The organism is Bradyrhizobium sp. USDA 4341 (assembly GCF_054063755.1).
In genome coordinates, this window is record NZ_JBSSGO010000002.1 from 8,856,865 (window position 1) to 8,882,564 (window position 25,700).

Here is a 25,700-nt window from a genome sequence, read left to right on the forward strand (position 1 = left end):
GTCGTCAGATTGCGTCGCCCAGCAGAACGTCCCTGACCTCGTCGGAGAACAGCTTCCTGCGGCCGGCCAGCAGCACCCACTCCGGATCGTCGCGATCCGGAATGCCGCGCGGCATGCCGTGATCGAGCAGGGCCTGCGCGCAGCCGGCCCAATCGCCGCCATTGACCGGTTCATTGCAGGACGCCCACGACAAGCTTCCGGACGCGTCGTCGCCGAAGCCGTGCTGCTCGGTCCAATCAGCGCCGTGCTCGAGCAGGAAGCGTGTCAGCCCGGCATTGCCGCGGAACACCGCATGATTAAGTGCTGACGCATCCCAATCGCCGCCACGCACCGTGATAGGCCAGCCCAGCTTGACCATCAGCCGCACCGCATCGTCGCCACCTGCTGCCGCGAGTTCGGGAAGCAGCCGCAGCTGCTGTGGTGAAAGCGAGCCTGGAAGATCGGGTCGGCCGGCCTGGATCCGCCGCGCCTCGCGCTCGTTGCCGCTGCTGCACGCTGCGACGAACCGCTCGTCATCGGCCAGCGTCTCGTCGCCGGTGCGCTGCCGCAGCAGCTCGGCGACCTCGGTCAAGCCGAACTGCAAAGCGTAGCGGTAGGCGCTGAGACCGTCCGGTGTCGTGATGCGTGGATCTGCGCCGGCGTCAAGCAGGACCGCGATGCATGTCCGCGAGCGCCGCCGGCGGATCGCCCACATCAGCGGCGAGCCGCAATCCGTCAACGGCGCGTTGCGGGCCGGCTCGTTCGGATCGCCGCCGTGCCGCAGCAGCAACGCGAGCGCCGTCACGTTCTCGTCGTCGAGCACCTTGTACATCGCGTTGGTGCCCGCGATCCGCGCGCCGTGCTCGAGCAGCAGGCCTGTGGTCACGGAGCCTTCGAGCGAGTGGTACAGCGATTCATCGTCGTTCGGATTGGCGCCCGCCTCGAGCAGCAGCCGGGTCAGCGCGAGATCGTGATTGCGCCCGGCGGCGCCATACAGTGCGGACAGCGGATTGCCGTCATCGGGCGCGTCGAGCGATCCGGGCGGCCAGCGGCTGCTGATGTGCTGGTCGGGATCGGCGCCGGCCTGCAGCAGCAGCCGCGCGCAGCGATGCAGCCGCGCCTGAAATTCCGGAATCTGCAGCAGGCTGGAATGCGTGACCGCAACCAACGGCGGCAGTTTTAGGAGACCGCCGGGACGGTTGACCCATGCGGGATCACTGGCTGCAGTGCGCCGTATCGTCTCTTCGTCACCGATGGCGCAGGCGAGATAGGGATCATCGGCCACAAGATCGGGATCCTCGGTGAGCATCCGCACCGCGACGCGCGGATGGGCGTGATCGGTGGTGCCGTCGACGTCTGCGGCATAGACCAGTTGCAGCCAGCGCCGCACGCGATCATCCCGGCTCTTGCCTGATGGCAATTGTGCTTCGACATAGCGCCGCAGTTCCGGCCACGAGGCGAAGCCGAGATCGCGCGCCACGCAGGACTGCGCATCGTGGAGCCGCAGATCAAGTGCGGCGATCTGGGCGTCGCTGCGCCCGGCCGCGGCCGGAAGCGCCTGCCGGAAACGGGCGTAAGCCTCCGGGGCCTGTCGCCGGTAAAGGCGAATGAGCTCCTTGGCCTGCTTCTTCAGATATTCGAGATTCAATCGCGCGGGCGATCGGTCCATGGAAACCTCCGTGCATCAATCGCCGATGGTCCACAAAACCGGCTGCACAAAGGCTTGGTTGGCCGCATATCAGATGCAAGTGGGTTCAACCCTTCCCGTGGACCCGGGCGCGGCTTGCACCGCAGATACAACGATATGAGCGACGATTGTGTCGGTCAACCCGCCGGTGCGTGATGTCATCTGTGACAATTGGACGTGGCCGCGGCGCTGGCCTATAGGTCGGCGCATGCGATTGAAAACCAGCATATGGGTCGCGGCGTATCTGCGCCGCTGCCAAACCGAAGGCGTGTTCGGCGCGATCCGCAAGAAGGGCGCCGAGGAAGCCGGCGCCGTGTTCGTCAAGGTGGCGCTGATGGACGGCAACGCGATGCTGTATGCGCCGGCGCCGCAGACGTTTTATGACGACAGCCGTCCGGCCGAGCGGCTGTTCGTGCCGACGGCGCAGCAGCCGGTGTCCGAGCCTTCGGTCGAGGAGCGATTGACCAAGGAGCTCCGCTTCGATCCCGACGCCTGGATCGTCGAGACCGAGGACCGCGCCGGGCGGCATTTTCTCGACCTGGCGAAGGGCTAGCTTCCAGATTTCTGGTTGCGAACGGCGGGCGCGGTGCCCGGTTGAATCGCCGGTCGCGTCGGCGAAGATGCCGCGCGCACGCGATGGCGCTCGTCGTCATAGAGCGACGAGCGGTACTTGGCGCGCGCCACCGCCATGGTCGAGCCGCGCCATGCCGCCAGCATCACCAACGCGGAGCGCTCGCTCAGGCGATCATAGAGCCGCGACAGCCGATAGACGTAGTTGACCGACGAGCCGGCTTCCGGATTGAGGAACATCAGGATCCGCTGGAACGCGGCGCTCGAGACGTCAAGCGCCCGCATCGCGCAGGCGAGCGGCTCGCCGCCGGGATCATTGACGACCTCCGCCGCGATCCGCGACGGCAGGATCAGCGCCTCGCCGAGTTCGAGCGTGAAATTGTCGAGGTCCTCGGCAAATGCCGCCATCTCCAGGATATGGATCGCGCGCGCGGCGCGGGCCGCCGGAATCCGCGCTGCGGCCTTCAGTGGCGTCTCCTGCAGATTGTGGAGGATCTGCGCGCGTTCCTTCGCGCTGGCGGCAAAGAACATGTCGGAGATTTCGGCGGCATCGTTCGGCCGCATCGCAAGGCTCGCGGCCATCCGCAGCTCTGCTTCGGTCGGGACCTTGGCGGGCAGCGCGGAGGGTGCGGGCGCGGAAATTGGCGCGGCGCCCGGCATCGGCTGCTCCGGACCGGTGCGGCGCAGCCCGAGCTTGTCCATGATCCTGGCGGGTGTTGCCGGATAGATCGCAAGTCGTGCGCGGACGGCGGCGCGCGTCGCGTCGTCGACCTCGTCGATCAGGCGCGACGTCAGCTCGACGAACTGGCGCTCTTCGTCGGCGGAGTGCGCGCTCGCCTGCACATACAGGTCGGTCAGGACGCGCAGCAAAGTGGGGCGGATGTCGACCCCCTCGCGGCGGGAGAGCGTCATCAGCCCATCGAAACCAGGAAATAGCGGAGCTGCGCTCATCTCGGGCGTACGCGACTTGCCAATAAGACTCGGTTTGAAAACCTTGTGAGAGCGAGCCTACGCAGGCTGTTTTAAGACGCAGTTAAGGAAAACAATCGGTGAAGGCGAACGCTCGAATTTGCGCGTGTCTATTAGGGCACAGCGCCACATCCGTAACCGTCCGTATCGGCAGTTTAAGATGTCGTTAACCATGCGCGTTCTTAACTCGGCGAGCGCGGGGCAAATCATGTCCGTGCGGGGCCAGAGAGAACGGAACATGGGCACCATCGTTGAGTTTCCGGCGGATGCGGCTGCACGGCGGCCGAGCGCTGTCGGTGCTGCCGGCGAAGGCATGGGGACCGTGCTGATCCTTCCCGTCGTGCGGATCGAGCGAACGACGGAGGAGACCGGCGGAGGTCGCGGACCGGAGCAGGGCACTGCGCAGGGCCGTCGTCGCCGACGCCGCTCCTGATCCCATGCCGGAACTTGCGCAGCGGACCGCCGCTCGGCGGTCACTCCCGGCGCTGATCCTGCTGTTGGCGGGCTCGGCGCTCTCGGGCTGCAGCGGCGGCGATTTCGGGCGCACCCGCGCCGACTTCCGCAACGACGACATGCATCGCTGGATGGGTGCCGAAGCGACCGGCAGCATCGGCAAGAACGCCTCGCAATTCCAGCTCACCGAACACGAACGTCAGCTGCGCGATCTCGCCTATCAGTTCATCGAGCCGCCACTGTCGCGACCGGGCGTGGAAGAGCGTGTACGGCGACTACCAGCCGTTGCCTTCGCCGTGGCGGCAGAAGGTCGTGTTCGATCGCACGGCGTATGGCCGCAATCTGATCGACGAGCCACATCGCTCGTTCGCCTCGCGCTATTCGCTGTTGATCGACCAGGTCCGCGACGACATCACCCGGTTCGAACCGTTCTTCGCCACCGCGATCCAGGTGATCGAGCTCGATCGCAAGCGCAGTGCCAGCCTCAAGATGATCGCCGACCTGTCGCCGCGCGAGAAGGCAGACGCGGTGGCGCGGATGGAAGAGAATACGCTGATCGTGCAATGGGTCCAGCAGAGCCTGGAGCGGCGGATCTCGTCCTATCGCTGGGCGCTGGAGCGGCTGGTGATCCAGGCGCCCGACGGCATGGCCGCCGACGCCGAACGCCAGATCAACGAACTGGCCCGGCTCACCGCTAACGCGCCGCTCGTCTCAGGACCGGCCACGGGCCAGGCCGTGGTGTCGAAGGGCTAGGCCCGCTTCATCTTCCTTGTTGTGGGTCCGACGCGACTGCTCGCCTGCCGCGGGAGGCTCGCAATAAACTCCTTGAGCGCATCGGAGGGCGGGTGGGCCGAAAGGTAGGCGAGGCCGACCTGGCGCGTCACGTCGATCTCGATCGCGCGCACCGCCACATCCGGATTGCCCCGCGCCACGCCTTCGGGAACGATCGCAACGCCGACCCCGGCCGCGACCAGCGCCATCGCCCACTCCTCCGATTCCGCGATCGCCACCGGCTTGCGCGGCGGCGACGTGCGCTTGAAGAATTCCTGCTGCTCGCAATGGCAGCGATCGATCATCGCAACGCCCGCGAAGTCGGTGGTCCGCAGCGTCTCCTTGAGGGTGAGTGGATGCGACGGCGGCAGTGCCGCGACGTAGCGTTCGCTCCAGAGCGGGATGAAGCGCTCGCCCGCGTTGATCATCGACTTGGCGACGATCCGCGCATCGGCTTTCTCATTGGCGCCGATCAGCCTAAGCGCGAGATCGGCATTGGCCGTCAGCGGCTTCAGCAGCGCGATCGTCCGCGCCTGATCGAGCGTGCGCAACAGGCCGAGCGTCAGCGCCTGTCTTGTCGCAGGCTTGCGAAACAGATTTCGCGCCGCGTCCGCCTCGTCGATGATCCTGCGCGCGATGCCGTGAAACTGCGCGGCGGACTCCGTCGGCGCCATGCCCTTCTTGTGCCGGATGAACAGCGTGGTGCCGAGCTCGGCCTCGAGATGGGTGATCGCCGCCGAGATCGACGGCTGCGAGATGAAGCAGCGTTTCGCCGCGGCGGTCAGGTTGCGCTCGCGGTAGACCGCGGCGAAATAGCGGAGTTCGCGGATATCCATAGGTCTGTCCTATCGTAACGATAGATAGACAATATTTTACCTATGATGAGGCCGGTGGCAAGCCTGTGCTGAATTCAGCGGAGGACTGGTCATGCGCATCCACCATCTCAACACCGGCACCATGTGTCCGATCGGCAAGCGGCTCGTCAACGGCAGCGGCAGCATCTTCCACCGGGCGCGGATGGTCTGTCACTGCCTGCTGGTCGAGAGCAATGACGGCCTCGTCCTGGTCGACACCGGCATCGGGCTCGACGACATCGGCGACCCGCCGCGGCTGGGGCGCAAATGGGTGCGGCAGACCACGCCGCGGCTCGATCCCGCCGAGACGGCGGTCCGTCAAGTGAAGGCGCTCGGCTTCTCGCCCGATGATGTGCGGCATCTGCTGCTGACGCATCTCGATCGCGACCATGCGGGCGGCGTGCCGGACTTTCCGAAGGCCAAGGTGCACGTCGATCGCAAGGAGTACGACATGGCGGTGACGCATCAGGTCGCGCCGCCGGAAGGACGCTACATCACGGCGCAGTGGAAGCACGGGCCGGACTGGACGTTCTACGGCGCAGGCGGCGAGGACTGGTTCGGCTTCAAGGGCGTGCGCGCGCTCGGCGATCGCGAGCCGGACATCCTGATGGTCCCGCTGCCGGGCCACACGCTAGGCCATTGCGGGATTGCGGTGCGCGACAAGGACAGATGGCTGCTGCACGCCGGCGATGCCTATTTCCACCATGCGCAGCTCGATGCCAGGCCGCGGATCCCGCTGCTGCTCGGCATGTTCCAGCGCCGGGCGGACATGGATCGCGCGACGCGAATCCAGAACCAGGAACGGCTGCGCCAATTGAAGGCGGCGCATGGCTCTGATGTCACGATCGTCAACAGCCACGATCCCGTCGATTACGAGACCTGCCGTTGCGGCCGGCACGCGCGCTAGCGCTTTATCTGAGCATGATCTCCGCGCAAGCGCTTCGCGCTTGTCGCGAGGGAAAACCGCTTCGCACTTTTCCGGATCATGCTTGCGAACTAGCGCTTGCGTGCCGCGGGCGGCGGGGCGGGAGCGGGCAGCGGCGGCGGGGCTTCCTGCTTGGCCGCGACCGGCTCGGCCTGCACCTTGCAGGATGAGGCCGCAAGCGAGGCCTGTGCCTGCGGCATCAGGCCGGGCTCCGGCGCCAGCGCCTTCAGCAGGATCAGGCCGGTTGGGGTCGGCGAGTCGATGATCAGCCGGTCGGCCGCGGTGACTTCCTCGTCCTCCGGCAGCTCGTTGTGCTGCGCTTCCGTCATCAGGTCGAGCTCGATCACCTTCTTGCCGGCGGAACGATCGTTGATCGCGTAATAGGCGACCTCGTTGCGGGTGTAGAACGACACCGACGTATAGGCCTGGCTGACCGGCACGGTGAGCTTGAGCGGCCCGGTGGAGAGATCGTAGCGGCAGATCGCCACCGCGAAGGCCGGGTCCATCAGCGGCATCGGCGAGTTGCTCGGGTCGGCCAGCGGCAGCGGCGTCACCTCGTTGAGCCTGGTCATCGGTGTCAGCCGCGAATAGGCGTCCTGCGAGGCGATCCGTGGCAGCGCCAGCACGCTGACGAGATGCACCACGCCGCCGAGCAGCACGCCTGCGAGGATGGTGAACAGCACGCGGATCATGGGCAGCCCGTCGTTGCGATCGAGGGCATCGGCGCGTCGCGCTGGGTGCGGGTCGCGACCCCGACCGGCGTGTCGTAGAGGCGCAGCATCAGCGCGTAGCGCTCGATGCCGCCGGTCGGCAGCCAGTTGCCGGCGCGTGAGCGCGAGGCGATGTGGATCTCGAATGTGCCGTCGGAGGCGCGCATGATCTCCTGGCTGGTGAAGCCGTAGCGCTGCAGCGAATTGGCGACGAGGTGGCCCTTGCGGTCGAACAGCGTCAGCGTCCAGAACCGCGCCGCCGGCGTCACGCCGCTGACCACGATGTCGCAGCGGCCGTCGAGCGGCTTGTTCTTGTCGTCGGTGGTTGCCGAAAACGCGATGCCGTCGCCGGTGCCGATCGGCAGCTCGCCGCTGCGCGCGATCGTGGCGCGCGAATAGGGGTCGACGTCGGAGGTGCCGTTCTTCGGTCGCGCGGTCCAGGCGCCGATCTTCAGCGTGCCGAGATCGGTGCCGCGCGTCGCCGTCGCGTAGGTCAGGCCGAGGCCAACGGCCGTGGCGATGACGAGTGCCAGCAAGGTGGTGAGGAGGAGCCGCACGTCAGTTCTTGCGTGGCGCAGGGGCTGTCGTGCCGTCCGGCCCGGCCGCGGCAACGTAGTTTTCGGGGAACGCCAGCGCGCTCGAGGATTCCGGCTTGCCGGCCTTCGAGGGCTCGTTCAGCGTGGTCTTGTTGGCCGTCTTGGCGGCGTCGTCGAGCAGCTTCTCGACCCGCACCAGGATATCGGCGCCACGCTTGGTCAAGACCGGCGGCGGACCCGGCTTGGTCTCCAGCACGCGCGGCGCCGCGTTGGCCTGGGCATTGGCCTGCGCCGGCTGCGGCGGCAGCTTCTGGCCCATGCCGACGCCGACGAGTTCTTTGACTTCCACGCCCTGATGCGCGGCAACCATGATGTCGTGCCAGGTCTGCGCCGGCAGCGAGCCGCCGGTCATGCGGTTGGTCGGCGAATAGTCGTCATTGCCGTACCAGACCGCGCAGGTGAAGTTGCCGGTGTAGCCGACGAACCAGGCGTCGCGATAGGCGTTGGTGGTGCCGGTCTTGCCCGCGGTCGGAATGCCGTCGAGCGCGGCGCGGCGCGCGGTGCCTTCGCTGACCACGTGGGTCATCATGCCGGCCATGTCGGCGGCGATGTTCGGGGGAATGGCCTGCCGCGGCTTCGGCCCGTCGCGGTCCCAGCGCCAGACCAGATCGCCGGCGCCGGTGCGCACCTCGAGCACCGAATGCGGCGTCACCGCCTTGCCCCGGTTCGGGAAGGTCGCATACGCAACCGCGTGCTCGATCACAGTGACTTCGTCGGAGCCGATCGGCAGCGATGGCGTATCGGGCAGCGGCGCCTTGATACCAAAGCGGCGTGCGACCTCGATGATTTTGGCGCGGCCGGCCTTAGGGCCGCCAATGTTCTTGCCGAGCTCGATCGAAAGCTTGACCGGCACGACGTTGATCGAGCGGGTGATCGCCTGCGTCAGCGTCACCGATCCGGAATAGGAGTGGCCATAGTTCTGCGGGCACCAGTTGCCGATGCAGACCGGGCCGTCGACGATCTTCGAGTTCGGCGTGAAGCCGTTCAGCAGCGCCGTCGTATAAACATAAGGCTTGAACGACGAGCCTGGCTGCCGATAGGCGTCGACGGCGCGGTTGAACTGGCTCGCACCGTAGTCGCGGCCGCCGACCATGGCGCGGATGCCGCCGTCGAGATCGGACACCACGGTCGCGGCCTGCGTCGCGTGATAATCGCGCCCGAACTGGCGGAGCTGGTTCTCGATCGCTTCCTCGGCCGCCTTCTGCACGTTCATGTCGATCGCGGTGCGGACCACGAAGACGCGCTCGGTGTACGATTTCGGGAACGTGTCGACCAGCTTGCGCATCTCGTCGAAGGCGTAGTCGAGATAATAGTTCGGCGAGTTCTCGTCGCGCCGGTCGACCGCGACCGCCGGATTGCGGCGGGCGCCGAACACCTGGCCCTCGGTCATGAAGCCGGCATCGACGAGGTTGTCGAGCACGACATTCGCGCGGGCGCGCGCCGCGGGCAGGTTGATGTGCGGGGCGTATTTGGTCGGCGCCTTGAACAGGCCGGCGAGCATCGCGGCTTCCGCGAGGTTCACGTCGCGCACCGACTTGTTGAAGTAGAAATGCGCGGCGCCGTCGACGCCGAAGGTGCCGCCGCCCATATAGGCGCGGTCGAGATAGAGCTTCAGGATCTCGTTCTTGGTGAGCCGCGTCTCCAGCCAGATCGCAAGGAAGGCTTCCTTCACCTTGCGCTCGATGGTGCGCTCGTTGTTCAGGAACAGGTTCTTGGCGAGCTGCTGGGTGATCGACGAACCGCCCTGGCGGACGCCGCCGGCCTGCGCGTTGGTGACGAGGGCGCGGGCGAGGCCCGGGACGTCGATGCCGAAATGGTCATAGAAGCGGCGGTCTTCGGTCGCGAGCGTCGCCTTGATCAGATTGTCAGGAAAGTCTTCCAGCGGGATCGAGTCATTATGCTTGATGCCGCGGCTGCCGATCGGGTTGCCGTAACGGTCGAGGAAGGTCACCGCGAGGTCGGACTTCTTCAGCCAGTCCTCGTCGGCGGTCTCGCGGAAGGCGGGAATCGCGAGCGTCAGCATCAGGATCATGCCGCCGAGCCCGATGGTCGCGGCCTCCGACAGCGGCTCGATGAACACCCAGCGCTTCCAGCGGCCGACATAGAAGCGGTCCATGAAGGTGGAATAGCGCTCGTAGAGTTCGCGCAGGCCCTTGCCCGACGAGAACAGCGTCGAGTCGATACGCGCATCGAGGTCCAGGAAGAAATTCCGGACCTTCTGTTTCCAATGCGACGGCATGATCTGAAGGACCGGACCCTTGATCAGTTCGACAGCGCTGCGGGCGCCCAAATCGGGCACAGGCCAGCGTCTTGCTTCGATGTTGCGGCAATCCCAAGGCGCTTTTGCGTCGTTGGGGACTCGTTCGTTGTTCTATCCGAGCGGCTGCCATAAACCAATGGCGCAGCTTGTGAATTTAATGAAAGCCCTAACGCTGCCCACCGGCTTTTTCGACCCCGCAATATCACCCCCTTGCGGAGGGAGCGTCGGCGTCCCAAGAAGAGCTTTACCGCCATGTCAGGGATATCATGACCGCACCGCCCAAGCGCCCGTCGGGCCAGGAGGGATTCTTCTGGAAAACCAAGACGTTGGAAGAGATGTCCAACGCCGAATGGGAAAGCCTGTGTGACGGCTGCGCACGTTGCTGCCTGGAGAAGCTCGAGGACGAGGACACCGGGAAAATCTATTTCACCCATATCTCCTGCAAGCTGCTCGATTCCGGCCTGTGCACCTGCAAGGACTACCCGAACCGCTCAGACCAGGTTCCGGATTGCGTTCGCCTGACGCCCGAGAACGTCCGGACGTTGAACTGGCTGCCGCCGAGCTGCGGCTATCGGCTCGTCGCCGAGGGGCGGGACCTTTACTGGTGGCATCCGCTGATCTCCGGCGATCCCAACACCGTTCATGAAGCCGGGGTCTCGGTGCGCGGGCGGGTGGAGGGCACCGAACTCGACGTCAACGACGCCGATCTTGAGGATCACATCGTGCGGTGGCCGGCCTTGCTGCCGAAACGGGCGCAATTGAAGAAGCGGCCCAAGGTCTCCAAGTAGGTTTTCAAGACGCAACGCTGACGGCGCGAGAACCGGCGCCGGCTGTTCTGCGATCACGTCATCGCGAGAAGGTCGCGGCGGGATGCACCCATGCGCTGAGGTGCCTGCCTCAGCAGCGAATTGCTGCATAAATTGCGGATCAGAGAATGATTCCATCGCGGCACGCGTCCGCGCAGCAGCATTACGCCCCAAATGAACAAGTATGAACGGCAGAGCCGGATTCCTGCCGACCAAGAGACATTGCCCGACGACATTGCCGAAGAGCTGTCCCGCCTCCCGAGCGAGGTGATCGAACTCAGCGATGCGCCACCGCTGGCGCCGCCGGCGCCGCTCAATCCGGATGAAGTCCGCACCATCGTGATCAGCCTGATGCTGACGATGTTCCTGGCCGCGCTCGACCAGACCATCGTCGCGACGGCGCTGCCCACGATCGGGCGCCAGTTTCACGACGTCACCAACCTGTCCTGGGTGATCACGGCCTATCTGCTCGCCTCCACCGCGGTGGCGCCGGTGTTCGGCACGCTGAGCGACATCTATGGCCGCCGCGTCATGATCATCACCTCGCTCAGCCTGTTCGTGGTCGGCTCGGTGCTATGCGCGATCGCGCCCAGCATGACCATGCTGATCGTTGCCCGCGGCCTGCAGGGGCTCGGCGGCGGCGGCATCATGCCGGTGGTCCAGACCGTGATCTCCGACGTCGTCACCCCGCGCGAGCGCGGCCGCTATCAGGCCTATTTCTCCAGCGTCTGGATGGCCGGCGGCATTCTTGGCCCGGTGGTCGGCGGCGTGTTCGCCGAGCATCTGCACTGGTCGATGATCTTCTGGATCAACCTGCCGCTCGCGGCGGCGGCGCTGGCGCTGCTGCTGCCGAAGATGAGCAAGATCCCGGTGTTCCACCGCAAGCGCAAGGTCGACTGGCTCGGCGGCGTGCTGCTGATGGCCTCCGCCGTCGTGCTGATGCTGGTGCTGACCTGGGGCGGCACGCGTCTGTCCTGGCTGTCGCCGACCATTACGGCCATGATCGGCGCCTCGATCGCGCTCGCCGGCGCCTTCGTCTGGCACGCGCGCCGCGCCGACGAGCCGTTCCTGCCGCTGTCGCTGCTCGGTGGCTCGGTGGTGCCGTTCGCGATGGGCGCGGGCGGCTGCGCGCTCGGCGCCATGGTCGGGCTCACCGTGCACCTGCCGCTCTATTACGAGGTGGTCTACCACCTCACCGCCAGCGAGGCCGGCCTTGCGCTGATCCCGCTCGCGGCGATCTCGACCTTCGGTGCTGCGATCGCCGGCCGGACCATGGCAAAGGCCAAGCACTACAAGCGTGTCGCGATCGTCGGCACCTCGGTGGCTGCGATCTGCGCCGTCGGCATGGCCGTGACGACGCTGCCGCTGTGGGGGTTGCTGCTGTTGATGAGCGTGTTCGCGCTCGGGCTCGGCACCACATTCCCGATCAGCGTGGTGTCGCTGCAGAACGCGGTGGCGCGTCCGCAGGTCGGCACCGTGACCGGTGCGATGAACTTCTTCCGCGCCATGATGGCCTCGTTCACGGTCGCTGCCTTCACGACGATCCTGCTGATGACGCTCGGGACCGACATCTCGCTCGCCGGCGAGCATCATGCCGCCTCTGCCGGCACCGTCGGCGCGATCCCGATGGCCGACATGATCACCGCGTTCCGCTACGTGTTCGGCGCCGCCGCCGTGCTGCTGACCACGGCTTCCATCTGCATGATCACGATGGAAGAGCGCCCGCTCGCCGGTCCGGCCGCGCAGCCGGTCGAGATGGCGGAGTAGGCCAAGCTCACCGCTGTCGTCCCGGCGAAGGCCGGGACCCATACGCTGCGGCGGATGTTGTCGGCGGGACCCGTCGTTGCAAGTGCGCTTAACAATTCGCATCGGTGGTTATGGGTCCCGGCTTTCGCCGGGACGACGATGAGGATGGTGCTCGTCAGGCAACTGATTGGCACCCCACGCTCTTATTCCCGCGCTGCCTCAAATTTATTCAGGCGGCGAGCGCCCTCCCACTACTTTAGTTGTCGTCCACGCATGGCGATCTGCGCGCAGTTTCACTTGCTGCGCATTTTGTCGCAGCTATAGTCCGGCCCCAAGAGCTCGAAGCAGCCGAACAAAAAGAGGAGAGAAACAGGGTGAAAAGAACATCGCGACTGCCTGTTCATGCGATGCAGCAACTTGCCGGAGCGGCCGTGTTCGGCCTTTTGGCAGCCAGCCCCGGCGGCGCGCTGGCGGCTGACACCCTCAAGATCGGCGTGATCGCCGAAGCGCAGGCGATCGCCGGGGCGTCGATCCCGCAGGCGGCGCAACTCGCCGCCGACGAGATCAACGCCAAGGGCGGCATCGACGGCCGCAAGATCGAAATCGTCTCTTACGACAATCACTCGTCCTCGGCGGACTCGGTGCGGGCATTCCAGCGCGCGGTCAACGAAGACAAGGTCAACGTCGTCATCTCGAGCTACATCAGCGAAGTGGTGCTGGCGCTCGAGCCCTGGGCTTCGCGCCTGAAGACCCCGTTCGTCACGCCCGGTGCGGCCTCCAACGAGATCAGCAAGAGCGTCCACGCCGACTACGAGAAGAACAAGTACACCTTCCACGGCTACCTGACCTCGGCGGCGCTGGCGCTGTCGGTCTGCGACGCCGCCAAGGAACTGCTGGTCGATCAGAAGCACATGAAGACCGCAGTCATCATGAGCGAGGACGCGGCGTGGACCAAGCCGCTCGACGTCGGCTACGAGGAGTGCCTGCCGAAGATCGGGCTCAAGGTCGTCGACCATATCCGCTTCTCGCCCGACACCACCGACTTCACGCCGATCTTCAACAAGGTCGAAGCCGCCAAGCCCGACGTGATCATCACCGGTATCTCGCATGTCGGCGTGCAGCCGACGGTGCAGTGGAAGAACCAGCAGGTGCCGATCCCGATGTTCGGCATCTCCTCGCAGGCGACCAACGAGACCTTCGGCAAGGACACCAACGACGCGGCGGAAGGCGTGCTGTATCAGGGCGTGTCGGGCCCGAACGTCGCGGTGACGCCGAAGTCGGTGCCGTTCGCGGAAGGCTTCAAGAAGCGTTACGGCAATTATCCCTCCTATGCGGGCTACACCGCCTATGACGAGGTCTACTACATCGCGGATGCGGTGAAGCGCGCCGGCTCGGTCGAGGCCGACAAGATGGTCGATGCGCTGGAGAAGACCGATTGGGAAGGCACCATCGGACGGGTCCAATTCTACGGCAAGGACGATCCGTTCACCCATTCGATCAAGTACGGCAAGGGCCTGATCACCGGACTGATGCTGCAGTGGCAGGGCGGCAAGCAGGTCGCGGTCTGGCCGAAGGAGGTCGCCAAGAGCGATCTCAAGTTCCCAAGCTTCATCAAGCTCACCACGAACTAACTGATGATCATGCTCCCGGGGCGGTCCCGGGAGCATCCGTATTCAGTTCCGCGTCCTCCACAACAGGCAGCTTTGCTGCCGCGGCCGATTTGAGATGCTTGCCTTACAAATCCTGATCGATGGCTTCGCCATCAGTGCGCTCTATGCACTCGGTGCCACCGGCTTCACCCTGATCTTCGGTGTCTCCGGCGTTCTCAACCTCTCCCACGGTGCCATCATGGTGGCCGCAGCGGTCGCGGCCTGGGCCGCAGCCAGCGTGCTGCACCTCGACATCTACACCGGCGCGCTGTTCGGAGTCGGCGTGGCGCTGATCATGGCGTTCGCAACCTATTTCGCGGTCGTGAAGCCGATCCAGAACTCGAGGCGGATCCCCAACGAGGAGAAGGAAATCTTCGTCCTCACCGGCACCCTGCTGTGGGGCATCATGATCCAGGAGCTGATCGCCTATTTCTTCACCAACAATGCCAAGACGGTGCTGCCGATCGTCGAGGGCGTCGTCGACATCTTCGGCAACCGCACGCCGCGCAACAACATCTTCACCGCGCTGGTGTGCTGCCTCGTGATCGGCCTGCTGTGGCTCCTGGTGAACCGCACCCGGACCGGCAAGGCGGTGCTGGCGGCGTCGATGAACCCGCGCGGCGTCACCTTGCTCGGGCTCGAGCTCACCCAGATCTACATCGTGGTGTGGGGCATCTACGGCATCCTGGCCGGCATCGCCGGCGTGCTGCTCGGCATGTTCTTAGGCGTCAGCTCCTACAGCGTCGGGCCACTGACCGCGAGCGCATTCTCGATCGTGGTGCTCGGCGGCCTCGGCAGCGTGTCGGGCTCGTTGATTGCAGCCTTCGTCGTCGGCTATCTCGAGACCATCACGGCCTACATGATCTCGCCGGCCTACCGCACCATTCCGGCGCTGCTGCTGCTGGTGTTCGTGATGTACATCCGGCCTCAAGGCCTGTTGGGGAGGCGCTGAGATGGCCAACTTCTTCTCCTCGCGCCTGTTCTTCATTTCGCTGGTCTGCGTGGTGGTTGCCGCGACGCTGCCGCTCTATGTCTCCGGTTACATCCTCGGGCTGCTGACCGTCGCGTTCTATTTCGGCGTGTTCGCGATGGCCTGGGACCTCTTGTTCGGCTTCGCCGGCGAGGTCAATTTCGGGCCGACCTTCCTGATCGGCACCGGCGCCTACACCGCAGGCATTCTCAACAACCAGTTCGGCTGGTCGGTCTATGTCTGCATCCTGCTCGGCGCGCTGGCCTCGGTGGTCGCAGGCTTCGTGCTGGCGCTGCCGGCGCTGCGGGTGAGGGGACCGTATTTCGGCCTCACCACGCTGGTGGCGGTGCTGATGCTGCAGAATTTCATCGTGGTGTTCGCTGACCTGACCGGCGGCGAGATCGGGCTCACCATCCCCGACGTCATCACCATCAATGCCGGCGCCAATTACTGGATCGCGCTCGGCTTCATGACCATCAGCGCGGCCATTCTGTATGGCTTGTCGCAATCGCCGGTTGGACTCGTACTTCAGGCGAGCGGGCAGGACCCGGTGCAGGCCGGCGCGCTCGGCTTCAATATCGTCAAGCACAAGCTCGCGGCCTTCATCGTCAGCGCGTTCTTCTCCGGATTGTCCGGGGCGCTGCTGGTGTTCTACTTCGGCACCGCCTCGGTCGGCACCGTGGTCGACGTGGCGGTCGGCGTGAACGTCATCGTCTCCGCCGTGCTCGGCGGGAGGCGCACCGTGCTGGGCGCGGCGTTAGGTGCGATCTTCCTGATCGTGGCCGGCGAATTCCTGCGTCCGACCGGCGAACTCGCAACCTTCATCGTCTCGGCGGTGGCGCTGCTCGTCGTGCTGTTCTTCCCCGGCGGTTTCCTCGGAGCGGCCCTGTCACGCGAGGCGCGCTCTTGATGGACCAGACTGTGACCACTCCGACACTTGCAGTTCGCGGCCTGACCAAGCGGTTCGGCGGCCTGACCGCAGTGAAGAATCTGAGCTTCGAGCTGCGCCCCGGCGAGATCCTCGGCCTGATCGGGCCGAACGGCTCGGGCAAGTCGACCGCGATGAAGAGCGTGATGGGCATCGAGCGCCCGACCGCGGGCGAGGTGCTGTTCGACGGCGAGAACGTGGCCGGGCTGCCTGCGCACAAGATCGCGCGCAAGGGCTTTGGCATGGTGTTCCAGCACTCGCGGCCGCTCAACCGGCAGACCGTGCTCGAGAACATCATGGTCGCGCTGCTGCCCGACAGCCTGTTCATGCTGTTTCCCGACAAGGCGCTGACCGAGCGCGCCAAATGGATCGCGGATCGCGTCGGCCTGGGGGCGGTGATGGATCGCCGCCCGCCGACATTGCCGTTCGCCGATCTGCGCCGGCTTGAGCTGGCAAAGGCGATCGCGCGCGACCCGAAGGTGGTGCTGGTCGACGAGCCCTTCGCCGGGCTGACCAGCACGGAGGTCGGCGTGTTCTCGCAACTGATCCGCAGCTTCCGCGACGAGGGACGCGCGGTGATGCTGGTCGACCACAATGTCAAGAGCGTTGCCGCGCTGGTCGATCGCGTGCTCGCGATGTATCTCGGCGAGGAGATCACGACCGGCCGCGCCGAGGACGTGATGAAGAACGAGACCGTGCGGCGGGTCTATCTCGGCGGCGCGATCGAGACCCATGCACGGCCCGAGACCTCGTTCAAGGACAAGGTGCCGCTGCTGCAGGTCGAGAATGTCAGCGTGCATTACGGCAAGGCGCAGGCGCTGGAGAACGTCTCGATCCACGTCCATGAGGGCGAGTTCGTCTCGATCGTCGGCCTCAACGGCGCCGGCAAGACCACGCTGTTCAACACCATCTCGGGCTTCCTGCCCTACACCGGCGAGATCCTGCGCGGCGGCGAGAAGTTGCGCGGCACGGGCCCGGCCAAGATCGCCCGCTCGGGCCTCGTGCAGTGCCCGGAATCGCGCGAATTGTTCGGCGAGATGACGGTGCGGGAAAACCTCGACCTCGGCGGCCAGCATCTCGACGACGCTGCGCGGGCGAAGCAGCTGGCCTGGCTGTTCGAACTGTTCCCGATCCTGAAGGAGCGTCAGGGCCAGATGGCGCAGACGCTGTCCGGCGGCGAGCAGCAGATGCTGGCGATCGGCCGCGCGCTGATGATGCAGCCGCAGATCCTGATCCTGGACGAGCCGACGCTCGGGTTGGCGCCGGTCATCCTCGAACTGCTGTCGAAGGCGCTGGAGAAGCTGCGCCAGACCACCAAGATCACGGTGCTGCTCGGCGAGCAGAACGTGACCTTCGCGCTTCCGCATGCCGACCGCGTCTATGTGCTGGAGCACGCGCGGATCGTCTGGGAAGGCGATCCGGGCCGGTTCGCCGCGGAGGCCGGCAAGGACTTTCTCTGACGCTCAAAGTTTGAAGAATAACAAAACAAGCAAGGGAGATCATGATGCCAGCATATTCAACCGCCACCCGCGTGAGCCTGTTGGCCTCGGCGCTCGCGCTGTGCCTCGCGGCGCCGGCCTATGCGCAGTCCAAGGATCCGATCAAGATCGGAATCATTGCCGAGGTGCAGTCGATCGCGGGAGCGGCAACCCCGGGCGGCGCGCAGATCGCGGCCGACGAGATCAACGCCAAGGGCGGCGTGATGGGCCGCAAGATCGAGATCGTCACCTACGACAACAAGAGCTCGTCGGCGGATTCGGTGCGCGCGTTTCAGCGCGCGGTGAGCGAGGACAAGGTTTCGGCCGTGATCGCGAGCTACATCAGCGAGGTCGTGCTGGCGCTGGAGCCGTGGGCCTCGCGGCTGAAGATGCCGCTGATTACGCCCGGCGCCGCCTCGAACGAGATCACCAAGGCGGTTCACAACGACTACGAGAAGAACAAGTACACCTTCCACGGTTACCTGACCTCGGCCGCGCAGGCGCAGCTCGTCTGCGACGCGGCCAAGGAGCTGCTGGTCGACCAGCTCAAGTTCAAGTCGGTGGCGATCATGAGCGAGGACGCGGCCTGGACCAAGCCGCTCGACATCGGCTACGAGGCCTGCCTGCCCAAGGCCGGCCTGAAGGTCGTCGAGCACATCCGCTTCTCGCCCGACACCACGGACTTCACGCCGATCTTCAACAAGATGGAAGCCGCCAAGCCCGACGTGATCGTCACCGGCATCTCCCATGTCGGCGTGCAGCCGACGGTGCAGTGGAAGAACCAGCAGGTGCCGATCCCGATGTTCGGCATCAGCGCGCAGGCGCTGAGCCCGACCTTCTGGGGCGACACCAACGGCGCGGCCGAAGGCGTGCCGTCGCTCGCGGTGGCGACGCCCGACGTCGCGGTGACGCCGAAGACCAAACCGTTCGCGGCCGCCTTCAAGGCCAAGTTCGGCACGCCGCCGGCCTACACCGGCTACACCGCCTATGACGAGGTCTACATCATCGCGGAAGCGATCCAGCGCGCCGGCTCGACCGATCCGGACAAGATGGTCACCGAGCTCGAGAAGACCGATTTCGAGGGCACGATCGGCAACATCCAGTTCTACGGCAAGAACGACGAATTCACCCACGGCATCAAGGCCGGCCCGGGTGCCGTCACCGGGCTCGTGTTCCAGTGGCAGGGCGGCAAGCAGATCACCGTCTGGCCGAAGGCGATCGCGGAAGGGAAGCTGAAGTTTCCGGATTTCGTGAAGCTGTCGCAGTAACGGACTACTCGCCGTCATTGCGAGCGAAGCGAAGCAATCCGTGATTCCACTCGGGGATAGATGGATTGCTTCGTCGCTTCGCTCCTCGCAATGACGGCGAAGAGGGGGCGAGACGAGCCAACTACTACTTCTGCGTCGGCGGTGCGGCCTGGATCGTCGGCGCGGCGGCCGCAAACAGTGCGGCGCGATCGCCGTCACGCGGCGGATAGATGCGCTGCTGGTTGATGGTCTGCTTGGTGAGCTTGGCGGCGGCGCCCGTGGTGCGCACCTCGCGGTCCCAGCCGGTGGTGTAGAGCGCGCCCCAGGCGCCGAGATCGAGCACCGTCACGTACCAATCGATAGTGAGCGGCAACAGTCTTTCGCCGAACAGGTCCGCGACCACATTGTGCCCGGCGAAGCGGCCCATCGGCCGCGCGAACTGGCACGACATCACGGTCGGATGCTCGCCGTCGATCAGGCAGGCGGCAACGTCGCCGGCAGCGAATACGCCGTTGAGGCCCTCGACGCGCATGCAATGGTCGACCGGGATGCGGCCGAGCGCGTCGCGCTTCACCGGCAGCAGAGCGGTGAGGGGGCTCGCGCGCATGCCGGCGCACCACACCACGGTTGCGGCCGGAATGATCTCGCCGCTATCAAGCGTGATGCTGTCGGCGCCGACGGCGCTGACCCTGACGTTCAGCCGCGTCTCGACGCCGAGCGCGGCCAGCGCCTCGCTGATGACGGGGCGGCCATTCGCGCCGAACGTCGCGCCGACCACCGGATTGGGATCGATCAGGATGATGCGGTGATCGCCGGCGATGCCGGCGTGCGCGAGCTTGGCCGGCATCTCGGCCGCGACCTCGATCCCGGTGAAGCCGGCGCCGACGACCGCCACCGTCGCGCGGGCCGGCGAGGGCGGCTGCCTGCCGAGCGCGGCAAGATGTGTGTTGAGGCGTGTGGCTGCTTCGAAGGTGTCGACATCGAAGCCGTGTGCGGCAAGGCCTGATATCGCGGGGCGAACCAGCTCGCTGCCGGTCGTCAGCACCAGCCGGTCATAGCTCAGCGTCTCCGCGCCGGAGCCTGTCTTGACGACGACCTCGCGCTTGGCCGGATGGATCGCCGTGACGTCAGCCACCCTATGCCTGACGCCGACCGGATCGAGCAGATCTTGCAGCGGCAGCGCGACGTCGCCGAGATCGACCTCGTAATTGCGCACCCGGATGTTGTGATAGGCGTTGCGATCGATGACGAGAATCTCGGTGTCCTTAGCCAGCGGGCCGATCTCGTCGCGCTTGCGGGCCGCACCGAGCGCCGCCCACAGACCGGCAAAGCCGGCACCCAGCACCAGGATGCGCGCCATCTCTCCCTCCGATCCTCGCCTCAGCTCAAGCTTGCCCGCGCAAGCGAGGTCAAATCAAGTGGGTGAGGGGCGTGCGAGGTGCCCTCACGTCCCCGGCCGCGACACCTCGGTCTCCTTGCTGGTGATGAATTCCAGCAGCACCGGCACGCCTTCCTTGGTCTTCTGGATGCCGCGCTTGATCGCGGGGATGATGTCTTCGGGCTTGGTCACCCGCTCGCCATAGCCGCCGAAGGCGCGGGCCATCGCGGCGTAGTCGCCGGAGATATCGGTCGAACGGTATTTCTCGGTCGAGATCGGCATCACCTTCAATTCGATCGCCATCGAGAAATTGTTGAGCAGGATCGACATGATCGGAATCCGCTCGCGCACCGCGGTCTCGAAATCCATCCCCGTAAAGCCGATCGCGGCGTCGCCCCAGACGTTGATGCAGAGCTTGTCCGGTTTTGCCAGCTTAGGCGCCCATCGCAAGACCGAGGCCGTAGCCGAGCTGCGTGGTCTTGCCCCAGCCGATATAGGACAGCGGCTCGACCGACTTCCAGAACGGCGAGAGTTGATCGCGCGGGCTGCCGGCGTCGTGGGTGATGATGGTGTTGTGGACGTCGACGGTGTGCTGCAGGTCCCACAGCACACGGTAGGGATTGAGCGGCGCATCGTTATGCGTCAGCTTCGGCATCCACTTGGCAAGCCATTCCTTGTGGGAAGCGGCGATCTCCTCCGCGACCGCGCTGGCATTGCGGTCCGAGGTCACGGTCTTGCCGATCTCGTCCAGCAGCGCGTCGAGCACCAGGCCGGCGTCGCCGACCAGCCCGATTTTAGCCTCGACGTCCTTGTTGAGGTGGTTCGGATCGAGCGTCGAGTGGATGATGGTCTTGCCCTTCGGCATCGCGATCCCGAACGAGGTTTCGGTGAAGGAACAGCCGATACCGAAGATCACGTCGGCCTCAGTGAGGAATTTCGGCACAGCGCGCGGCACGGCAAGGCCGCCGGAGCCGAGCGACAGCGGATGCGTCTCCGGAAATGACGACTTGCCGCCGAGGCTCGTGGTGACGGGGATCGCGAGCCGCTCGGCGAGGCGCTTCAGCTGCGGCCAGGCTTTTGCGTAATGCACGCCTTGGCCGGCATAGATCACCGGACGCTTGGCGTTGACGAGGAGCGCTGCCGCTTCCTTCACATGCACGGGATCGGCGCCGTAGCGGGTGCGCAGCACCGGCGTGTAGTTCAGGGGCTCCGGCACCTCCTCGTTCCACATGTCGGCGGGGATCTCGACGATCACAGGCCCGCCGCGGCCGTTCTTCAATTTGGTGAAGGCGCGGCGGAAGATGTTGCAGACCTCAGCGGCGATGTTGATCGGCTCCGAGGATTTCGAGAACGCCTTCATCGCCTGGCTGGAATTGAAGTTCGGATCGATGTTGGCAAGCCGGCGCGCATAACCCATCGGCAGCACCAGGACGGGTACGGATTCGCCGTAGCACTGCGCGACACCGCCCATCGCGTTCTCGGCGCCCGGTCCGTGCTGCATGCAGAACGCGCCGATCTTCTCGCCCGAGGTGACGCGGGAGATCGCGTCCGCCATGTGCACGCCGATGCGCTCCTGGCGCACCATCACGGGGCGGATGTCGGCACTGGCGGCGTATTCGATCAAATGGTTGACCGGGTAGCCCGTGAGGATCTCGATCCCCTCGCGCTTCATGATTTCCGCGATCGCGGTGCCGAGCTTCATGACGGTCACTCCCTTTGGATGCGGCCGGTTCGATCCGGCCTCGTTGTCGTCCTGTCCGATAAAGGAACAGGATTCCGCCGCGAGGGTAAAGCGCCGCCGGGGCCGGATCAGGTAGTCCTGATATGCGTTTACGCCCAATCCCGGCTTGCCGCCTTGCGGGGCGAGGACGGGATGCAGGCAGAACTAGCAGCGAGTTTCTCTGCAACCCTTAAGCGATCGTTCATCGTGTCCATCAATGGGCCGTCAACCAATGTGGCCTAGTTTTGCTGGAATATTACTACGGCGCGGGAGAAAAAAGCCGCGGGCGTCGGACAGGAGCTTTTCATGCGCGCGTTGCTTGCAAGATTTCTGCGCGATGACGTCGGGGCTACGGCGATCGAATACGCCATCATTGCCGGCGGCATCAGCATCGTGATCGTCGCCGGCGTCAGAGGCATCGGCACCACCGTGAGCGGCCAATTCACCGCCGTCAGTTCGGCATTCAAGTAAGCGCCACCAGCCACGCTTCACACTTTCTGATTCAGTCGCCTCCGCCGTCTCCATTCAGCGCGCGCAGCATCGCGATGCGGGCGAACATCAGCCAGCCGGCACCTCATACTCCCGCATTGATCAGATGCTCAACCGGAACTGCCAGCGCGCCTGCTGCTGGGAGTCCTCCGATAGCTTGATGATGTAGCCGGCGGCCTGCGGCAGCGCCGCGACCTCAACCCGCCTTCTTGCGCGCCGCGGTGCCTTGCGCACGCGCGGGCTTCTCGGCCTTCTTCGGCTCGGGCTTGACGGCCTCCTTGGGCTCGCGCTTGCCGCTGCCCGAGATCGGCAGCAGCATCTCGCGCTGGCCCTCGATGCGCTTCTTCGGCTTCTTGCCTTTCGCCGCCTTTGCCTCGGCCTTGGCGGGAGCGGACTGCTTCTCGTTGGCGAGGCTCTTCTTCAACGCGTCCATCAGGTTGATGACATTGCCGCCGGCCTTCGCCGCGGGCTTGGCGATCTTGATGCCGTTGCGCTTCTGGTTGATCAGGTCGATCAGCGCCTGCTCGTAGCGATCCTCGAAATCCTCCGGATCGAACTCGCCGGACTTCTGCTCGACGATGTGCTTGGCGAGATCGAGCATATCCTTGGTGATCTTCACATCCTGGATGTCGTCGAAATATTCCTTCTCGCTACGCACCTCATAGGGGTAGCGCAACAGCGTGCCCATCAGCCCGTTGTCGAGCGGCTCGAGCGCGATGATGTGCTCGCGGTTGGTCAGCACCACGCGGCCGATCGCGACCTTGTCCATGCTGCGGATGGTCTCGCGGATCACCGCGAAGGCGTCGTGGCCGACCTTGCCGTCGGGAACGAGATAATAGGGGCGGATCAGATAACGGCTGTCGATCTCGCTGCGCGGCACGAATTCGTCGATCTCGATGGTGCGGGTCGAATCCAGCGCGATGTCGTCGAGCTCTTCCTTGGTGACCTCGATATAGGTGTCGGTGTCGACCTTGTAGCCCTTCATGATGTCGTCGGTGGAGACTTCCTCGCCGGTCTCCGCGTCGACCTTGGCGTATTTGATCCGGTGGCCGGTCTTGCGGTTGATCTGGTTGAAGGAGACCTTCTCGGTATCCGACGTCGCCGGGTACAGGGCAACCGGGCAGGTCACGAGCGAAAGGCGCAAAAAGCCCTTCCAGTTGGCGCGGGGGGCCATAGGGAAAACTCCGATTACGCAACCGACGGAACGGTCAAGGATAACACCGGGAACCCCGGTTTGAAACAACGCGGCCCGGTGAATTTGGCAACGGCGTTAACCGTGGCCTCGAGCCTGCGCCCGTTTGACGCGGCGGCGTGGTCGTTGGACAGCCGTCAAGCGGCTCGGAACATCACTCCGGATCACGCGTTGGCCCTCCGAAGGGGAGCGGCAATCGCCGGAATTTCAGGCACTTAAGCAAAGAGGTCGCCATGGCAACGGAACGACACGGTCAGATCATCGAAACCCCGACCGAGGCGCGCCAGGCCGAGCCCGGACCTGCGGTTCTCGCGCTGCTCACGGCCTCCACCGGGCTCGCAGTCTTGATCCTCGGAATTATCTGGTTCGCCTTTTTCCGGGTGTGACGCTGCGATCGCGGTCTCCCGCATGCGAGGTCTTGATTGTTAAACTGAGATGCAAGCAGAGCAGGCCGCCATGCGCTTGCGGGGTGTGCGGTCGATCACGCCTGCATCTCGCCACGGCCGTCGCGCGTGCGATCGCAGGGCAGTCGCCGCATGGTATTCTCTGGCTCGACGATTGGTTTGACGCGCGACGCGCATCCGCGGCGCAGATCGCGATATCACGCAACTGAAAATTCCGGCGCGCGGACTGCTGAGGTCGCGGGAGCCGATCGCTGACCATGTCACGCGGAATTTTTTTGAGCCAAGACTTTGTCAGCCAGGACGTGAGCCAGGAATCGTCTTCGACGGCCCGCGCCTTCACGAGATTTTGCAGCCGAGATCTGTGACGCGCGAAGCGAATTGCTGCCGTGGCGCGTCATGAGATCATCGAAATTGGCTGCTAGCTGATTTGAATCAGATGCGTCTTGAGCTTGAGATGTTCTATCCGCAAGAAGAAAAAAACTCGCTGTTGGCGCGCCTCAAGGAGAAAAGCGTTTCAGGTGCCTTCGTCGGACTGACGCTGCTGGCGATGGCGGGGTGGATTTATCTGCTCAGCTCGATGTTCCTGAAATTCATGTTGTGGTGGTTCTCCTGAGGCGCCTCGCGCGCGAGAACAACCGATGTGGGCGCCGGGTCATTGTTGCGCCGTTCGATTGCACAAAAATTCCAGCGGCTGAACATTCTTTCGGCGCGCGCAATCATGATGTCGTCACAACTCCGAATGTTAATAACATCGAATCTAGCATGGACGAATGTGATGCTTTCCCCTGTCCTCATCCTTGCGGCGGCGTTCGTCGCCGGCTTCTTCTCCGGTTTCGCCGCGCGCGCGTGGCGATCGCGCAAGCGCCGCGCGCAATATCGGATCTATGCGCCGTATGTGGCGCCGCCAGCCGCCAAATCGGCGAGGCGGGAACAGCCGGTCACCGCATTCGGCCATATGCGCCGCGCGTTCTAGCGGGCTAGCTCGGCAGAGGTAGCGCGACAGTGGCGTGAGTTGGGGTTGGCGGGCGACATACAATCGGTCATCCTGTCTTCGTTGCGACAGCCGGGCTGGGTTCGCTTGCCGGCGGGGTGTTGCCGTTGGCCCGCGCATCGTGAGGGAACTTGCACGTATGAGTGATCTCAGAGGGCATTCGCCAAGGCGGTATGTCGTCGATGTCAGTGGACGGCGCGTGCTGGTCGGCCTCACGCTTGAAGAGACGTCGGAATTCGAAGGACTGGACGCCTCCCTGCCGGTGCTGGGCGGGGAAGCCCACGGTGCGGAGCTGATGCCGTCAGCCGTCGAGGGGCGGTGGGTCGAGCTCTATGACAAGCACGACAAGGCCTGGATCAAGTGGAAGGCCGACCTGAGGGCCGGGCAACAGGATAATTCACTCTTTTTTAACTAAGACCGGGCGATTTTGAGCGATACTGCCTGAGTGGGCCCGAACCGGATACTGACAGATGTTTCAGCTATTTCTGCGGGCTCGCGCGCATGACCTGATCAGGTCGCGGCGGAGCGAGGAAGGTTTCAAGGCACGCTCGGCCGAGCGCGATGCCGAGACCGATCGCGCCCGGATCGGATCGATCATGGCAGCAATCGAGGCCGCGTTACAGGCGGCCGAAAGCGAGCAATCCGGCCTTGGCCGCCGTGTCGACGATGTTCTGGCCCGCGCGGCGGTGACGCTGGGCAACGGCACCGACGAGTATCTGGAACGCGAGGCGCTTGACAACTATCATCAAGACCTGTTTGACGCCGAGATCTCCAACGGCCAGCGTCGGCTGAAGGAATTGGCGACCGAGATTGCACACTTCAAGTTCATGAAGGCCGCGGTACTGAGCCGCTTTCCGGACTACAAACCTCCGGCCGCCAGCAACTGACGCGCCCCGCGGCCGCGACGCGAAGCCAGAAGCTGCGGCCC

At 65.0% G+C, this 25,700-nt stretch carries 25 protein-coding genes and 2 pseudogenes; 17 read left to right on the plus strand and 10 right to left on the minus strand.

From position 1 onward, the window contains the following. Positions 1–4 precede the first annotated feature (4 nt). Positions 5–1,648, minus strand: coding sequence for an ankyrin repeat domain-containing protein (locus tag ACVIGB_RS47200; protein ID WP_456724110.1), 1,644 nt, complete (start codon positions 1,646–1,648; stop codon positions 5–7). Positions 1,649–1,874: 226 nt separating this feature from the next. Between ACVIGB_RS47200 and ACVIGB_RS47205 the strand changes: the two genes are divergently transcribed. After that, positions 1,875–2,219 carry a DUF1491 family protein gene (locus ACVIGB_RS47205; protein WP_456724109.1) on the plus strand — a complete coding sequence of 115 codons (345 nt, stop codon included), beginning with the start codon at positions 1,875–1,877 and terminating at the stop codon, positions 2,217–2,219. On the opposite strand, the gene ACVIGB_RS47210 is transcribed toward ACVIGB_RS47205, so the two are convergent. Next, the gene (locus tag ACVIGB_RS47210) at positions 2,216–3,148 is read right to left on the minus strand and encodes a DUF2336 domain-containing protein (RefSeq protein ID WP_456724108.1); all 933 of its coding nucleotides are present in this window, start codon (positions 3,146–3,148) and stop codon (positions 2,216–2,218) included. The two genes, ACVIGB_RS47205 and ACVIGB_RS47210, sit on opposite strands and share 4 nt — an antisense overlap. A gap of 295 nt (positions 3,149–3,443) precedes the next feature. Here ACVIGB_RS47210 and ACVIGB_RS47215 point away from each other — a divergent pair, with 295 nt between their 5' ends. After that, a complete protein-coding gene (locus ACVIGB_RS47215) occupies positions 3,444–3,638 on the plus strand; it encodes a hypothetical protein (protein WP_097670912.1) in 195 nt (64 codons plus the stop codon). 4 nt (positions 3,639–3,642) lie between these two features. Beyond that, positions 3,643–4,411 (plus strand): annotated as a pseudogene (locus ACVIGB_RS47220) (hypothetical protein). Here the strand turns inward: ACVIGB_RS47220 and ACVIGB_RS47225 are convergent. Next, positions 4,408–5,265 carry a LysR family transcriptional regulator gene (locus ACVIGB_RS47225; protein WP_456724106.1) on the minus strand — a complete coding sequence of 286 codons (858 nt, stop codon included), beginning with the start codon at positions 5,263–5,265 and terminating at the stop codon, positions 4,408–4,410. The pseudogene ACVIGB_RS47220 and the gene ACVIGB_RS47225 sit on opposite strands and share 4 nt — an antisense overlap. 91 nt (positions 5,266–5,356) lie before the next feature. Between ACVIGB_RS47225 and ACVIGB_RS47230 the strand changes: the two genes are divergently transcribed. After that, a complete protein-coding gene (locus tag ACVIGB_RS47230; protein ID WP_456724105.1) occupies positions 5,357–6,190 on the plus strand; it encodes an MBL fold metallo-hydrolase in 834 nt (277 codons plus the stop codon). A gap of 89 nt (positions 6,191–6,279) precedes the next feature. Here the strand turns inward: ACVIGB_RS47230 and ACVIGB_RS47235 are convergent, their stop codons facing one another. Genes ACVIGB_RS47235 through ACVIGB_RS47245 form a run of 3 tightly spaced genes read right to left on the minus strand, consistent with a single transcriptional unit; the run spans position 6,280 to position 9,753 of the window. Further along, positions 6,280–6,900, minus strand: a complete 621-nt coding sequence (locus ACVIGB_RS47235) for a DUF1254 domain-containing protein (RefSeq protein WP_456724104.1) — start codon at positions 6,898–6,900, stop codon at positions 6,280–6,282. After that, on the minus strand, positions 6,897–7,475 hold the full coding sequence (locus ACVIGB_RS47240) for a DUF1214 domain-containing protein (RefSeq protein WP_050424324.1): 579 nt from the start codon (positions 7,473–7,475) through the stop codon (positions 6,897–6,899). Before ACVIGB_RS47240 ends, ACVIGB_RS47235 begins: the two co-directional genes overlap by 4 nt. Before the next feature lies 1 nt (position 7,476). Then, complete coding sequence (locus tag ACVIGB_RS47245) at positions 7,477–9,753, minus strand: transglycosylase domain-containing protein (protein ID WP_456725260.1); 2,277 nt, start codon at positions 9,751–9,753, stop codon at positions 7,477–7,479. A 287-nt stretch (positions 9,754–10,040) separates the two neighbouring features. Here ACVIGB_RS47245 and ACVIGB_RS47250 point away from each other — a divergent pair, with 287 nt between their 5' ends. The 7 genes from ACVIGB_RS47250 to ACVIGB_RS47280 all read left to right on the plus strand — a co-directional run bounded on the left by ACVIGB_RS47250 (position 10,041) and on the right by ACVIGB_RS47280 (position 18,619). Next, positions 10,041–10,562 (plus strand): YcgN family cysteine cluster protein, encoded by a 522-nt coding sequence (locus tag ACVIGB_RS47250; protein WP_092125191.1) that lies wholly within the window; start codon positions 10,041–10,043, stop codon positions 10,560–10,562. A gap of 192 nt (positions 10,563–10,754) precedes the next feature. Further along, positions 10,755–12,347 (plus strand): MDR family MFS transporter, encoded by a 1,593-nt coding sequence (locus ACVIGB_RS47255; protein ID WP_456724103.1) that lies wholly within the window; start codon positions 10,755–10,757, stop codon positions 12,345–12,347. Between the two features lie 386 nt (positions 12,348–12,733). Continuing rightward, positions 12,734–13,957: an ABC transporter substrate-binding protein gene (locus tag ACVIGB_RS47260; RefSeq protein ID WP_456725259.1), complete on the plus strand. Its 1,224-nt coding sequence runs from the start codon at positions 12,734–12,736 to the stop codon at positions 13,955–13,957. Between the two features lie 94 nt (positions 13,958–14,051). Next, positions 14,052–14,927, plus strand: coding sequence for a branched-chain amino acid ABC transporter permease (locus ACVIGB_RS47265; protein WP_050404977.1), 876 nt, complete (start codon positions 14,052–14,054; stop codon positions 14,925–14,927). A 1-nt stretch (position 14,928) separates the two neighbouring features. Further along, positions 14,929–15,855, plus strand: a complete 927-nt coding sequence (locus tag ACVIGB_RS47270; protein WP_173641800.1) for a branched-chain amino acid ABC transporter permease — start codon at positions 14,929–14,931, stop codon at positions 15,853–15,855. Further along, the gene (locus ACVIGB_RS47275) at positions 15,855–17,333 is read left to right on the plus strand and encodes an ATP-binding cassette domain-containing protein (RefSeq protein ID WP_456724102.1); all 1,479 of its coding nucleotides are present in this window, start codon (positions 15,855–15,857) and stop codon (positions 17,331–17,333) included. Before ACVIGB_RS47270 ends, ACVIGB_RS47275 begins: the two co-directional genes overlap by 1 nt. A 41-nt stretch (positions 17,334–17,374) precedes the next feature. Next, a complete protein-coding gene (locus tag ACVIGB_RS47280; protein ID WP_456724101.1) occupies positions 17,375–18,619 on the plus strand; it encodes an ABC transporter substrate-binding protein in 1,245 nt (414 codons plus the stop codon). 124 nt (positions 18,620–18,743) lie between these two features. Here ACVIGB_RS47280 and ACVIGB_RS47285 read toward each other — a convergent pair whose 3' ends face one another. Both ACVIGB_RS47285 and ACVIGB_RS47290 read right to left on the minus strand, forming a co-directional pair. Beyond that, complete coding sequence (locus ACVIGB_RS47285) at positions 18,744–19,958, minus strand: NAD(P)/FAD-dependent oxidoreductase (protein ID WP_456724100.1); 1,215 nt, start codon at positions 19,956–19,958, stop codon at positions 18,744–18,746. Positions 19,959–20,042: 84 nt separating this feature from the next. Next, a pseudogene (locus ACVIGB_RS47290) lies at positions 20,043–21,678 on the minus strand (thiamine pyrophosphate-requiring protein). 324 nt (positions 21,679–22,002) lie between these two features. Here ACVIGB_RS47290 and ACVIGB_RS47295 point away from each other — a divergent pair. Beyond that, entirely contained in the window at positions 22,003–22,167 is a 165-nt protein-coding gene (locus ACVIGB_RS47295; RefSeq protein ID WP_092127042.1) for a Flp family type IVb pilin, read from the plus strand. A gap of 120 nt (positions 22,168–22,287) precedes the next feature. Here ACVIGB_RS47295 and ACVIGB_RS47300 read toward each other — a convergent pair whose 3' ends face one another. Together ACVIGB_RS47300 and ku are read right to left on the minus strand one after the other, a co-directional pair. Continuing rightward, positions 22,288–22,419 (minus strand): hypothetical protein, encoded by a 132-nt coding sequence (locus ACVIGB_RS47300; protein WP_456749422.1) that lies wholly within the window; start codon positions 22,417–22,419, stop codon positions 22,288–22,290. Further along, entirely contained in the window at positions 22,382–23,359 is a 978-nt protein-coding gene (gene ku / locus ACVIGB_RS47305) for a non-homologous end joining protein Ku (RefSeq protein ID WP_456724098.1), read from the minus strand. The genes ACVIGB_RS47300 and ku overlap by 38 nt, the downstream gene beginning before the upstream one ends. A gap of 251 nt (positions 23,360–23,610) precedes the next feature. Here ku and ACVIGB_RS47310 point away from each other — a divergent pair, with 251 nt between their 5' ends. The 5 genes from ACVIGB_RS47310 (at position 23,611) to ACVIGB_RS47330 (ending at position 25,659) form a co-directional block, all read left to right on the plus strand. After that, positions 23,611–23,763 (plus strand): hypothetical protein, encoded by a 153-nt coding sequence (locus ACVIGB_RS47310; RefSeq protein WP_456724097.1) that lies wholly within the window; start codon positions 23,611–23,613, stop codon positions 23,761–23,763. 472 nt (positions 23,764–24,235) lie between these two features. Continuing rightward, entirely contained in the window at positions 24,236–24,394 is a 159-nt protein-coding gene (locus ACVIGB_RS47315; protein WP_171948113.1) for a hypothetical protein, read from the plus strand. A gap of 42 nt (positions 24,395–24,436) precedes the next feature. Beyond that, the gene (locus ACVIGB_RS47320) at positions 24,437–24,754 is read left to right on the plus strand and encodes a hypothetical protein (protein ID WP_456724096.1); all 318 of its coding nucleotides are present in this window, start codon (positions 24,437–24,439) and stop codon (positions 24,752–24,754) included. 157 nt (positions 24,755–24,911) lie between these two features. Further along, positions 24,912–25,187 (plus strand): hypothetical protein, encoded by a 276-nt coding sequence (locus ACVIGB_RS47325; RefSeq protein WP_092125201.1) that lies wholly within the window; start codon positions 24,912–24,914, stop codon positions 25,185–25,187. A 55-nt stretch (positions 25,188–25,242) separates the two neighbouring features. After that, positions 25,243–25,659, plus strand: coding sequence for a hypothetical protein (locus ACVIGB_RS47330; protein ID WP_092125202.1), 417 nt, complete (start codon positions 25,243–25,245; stop codon positions 25,657–25,659). The last annotated feature ends 41 nt before the right edge of the window (positions 25,660–25,700 follow it).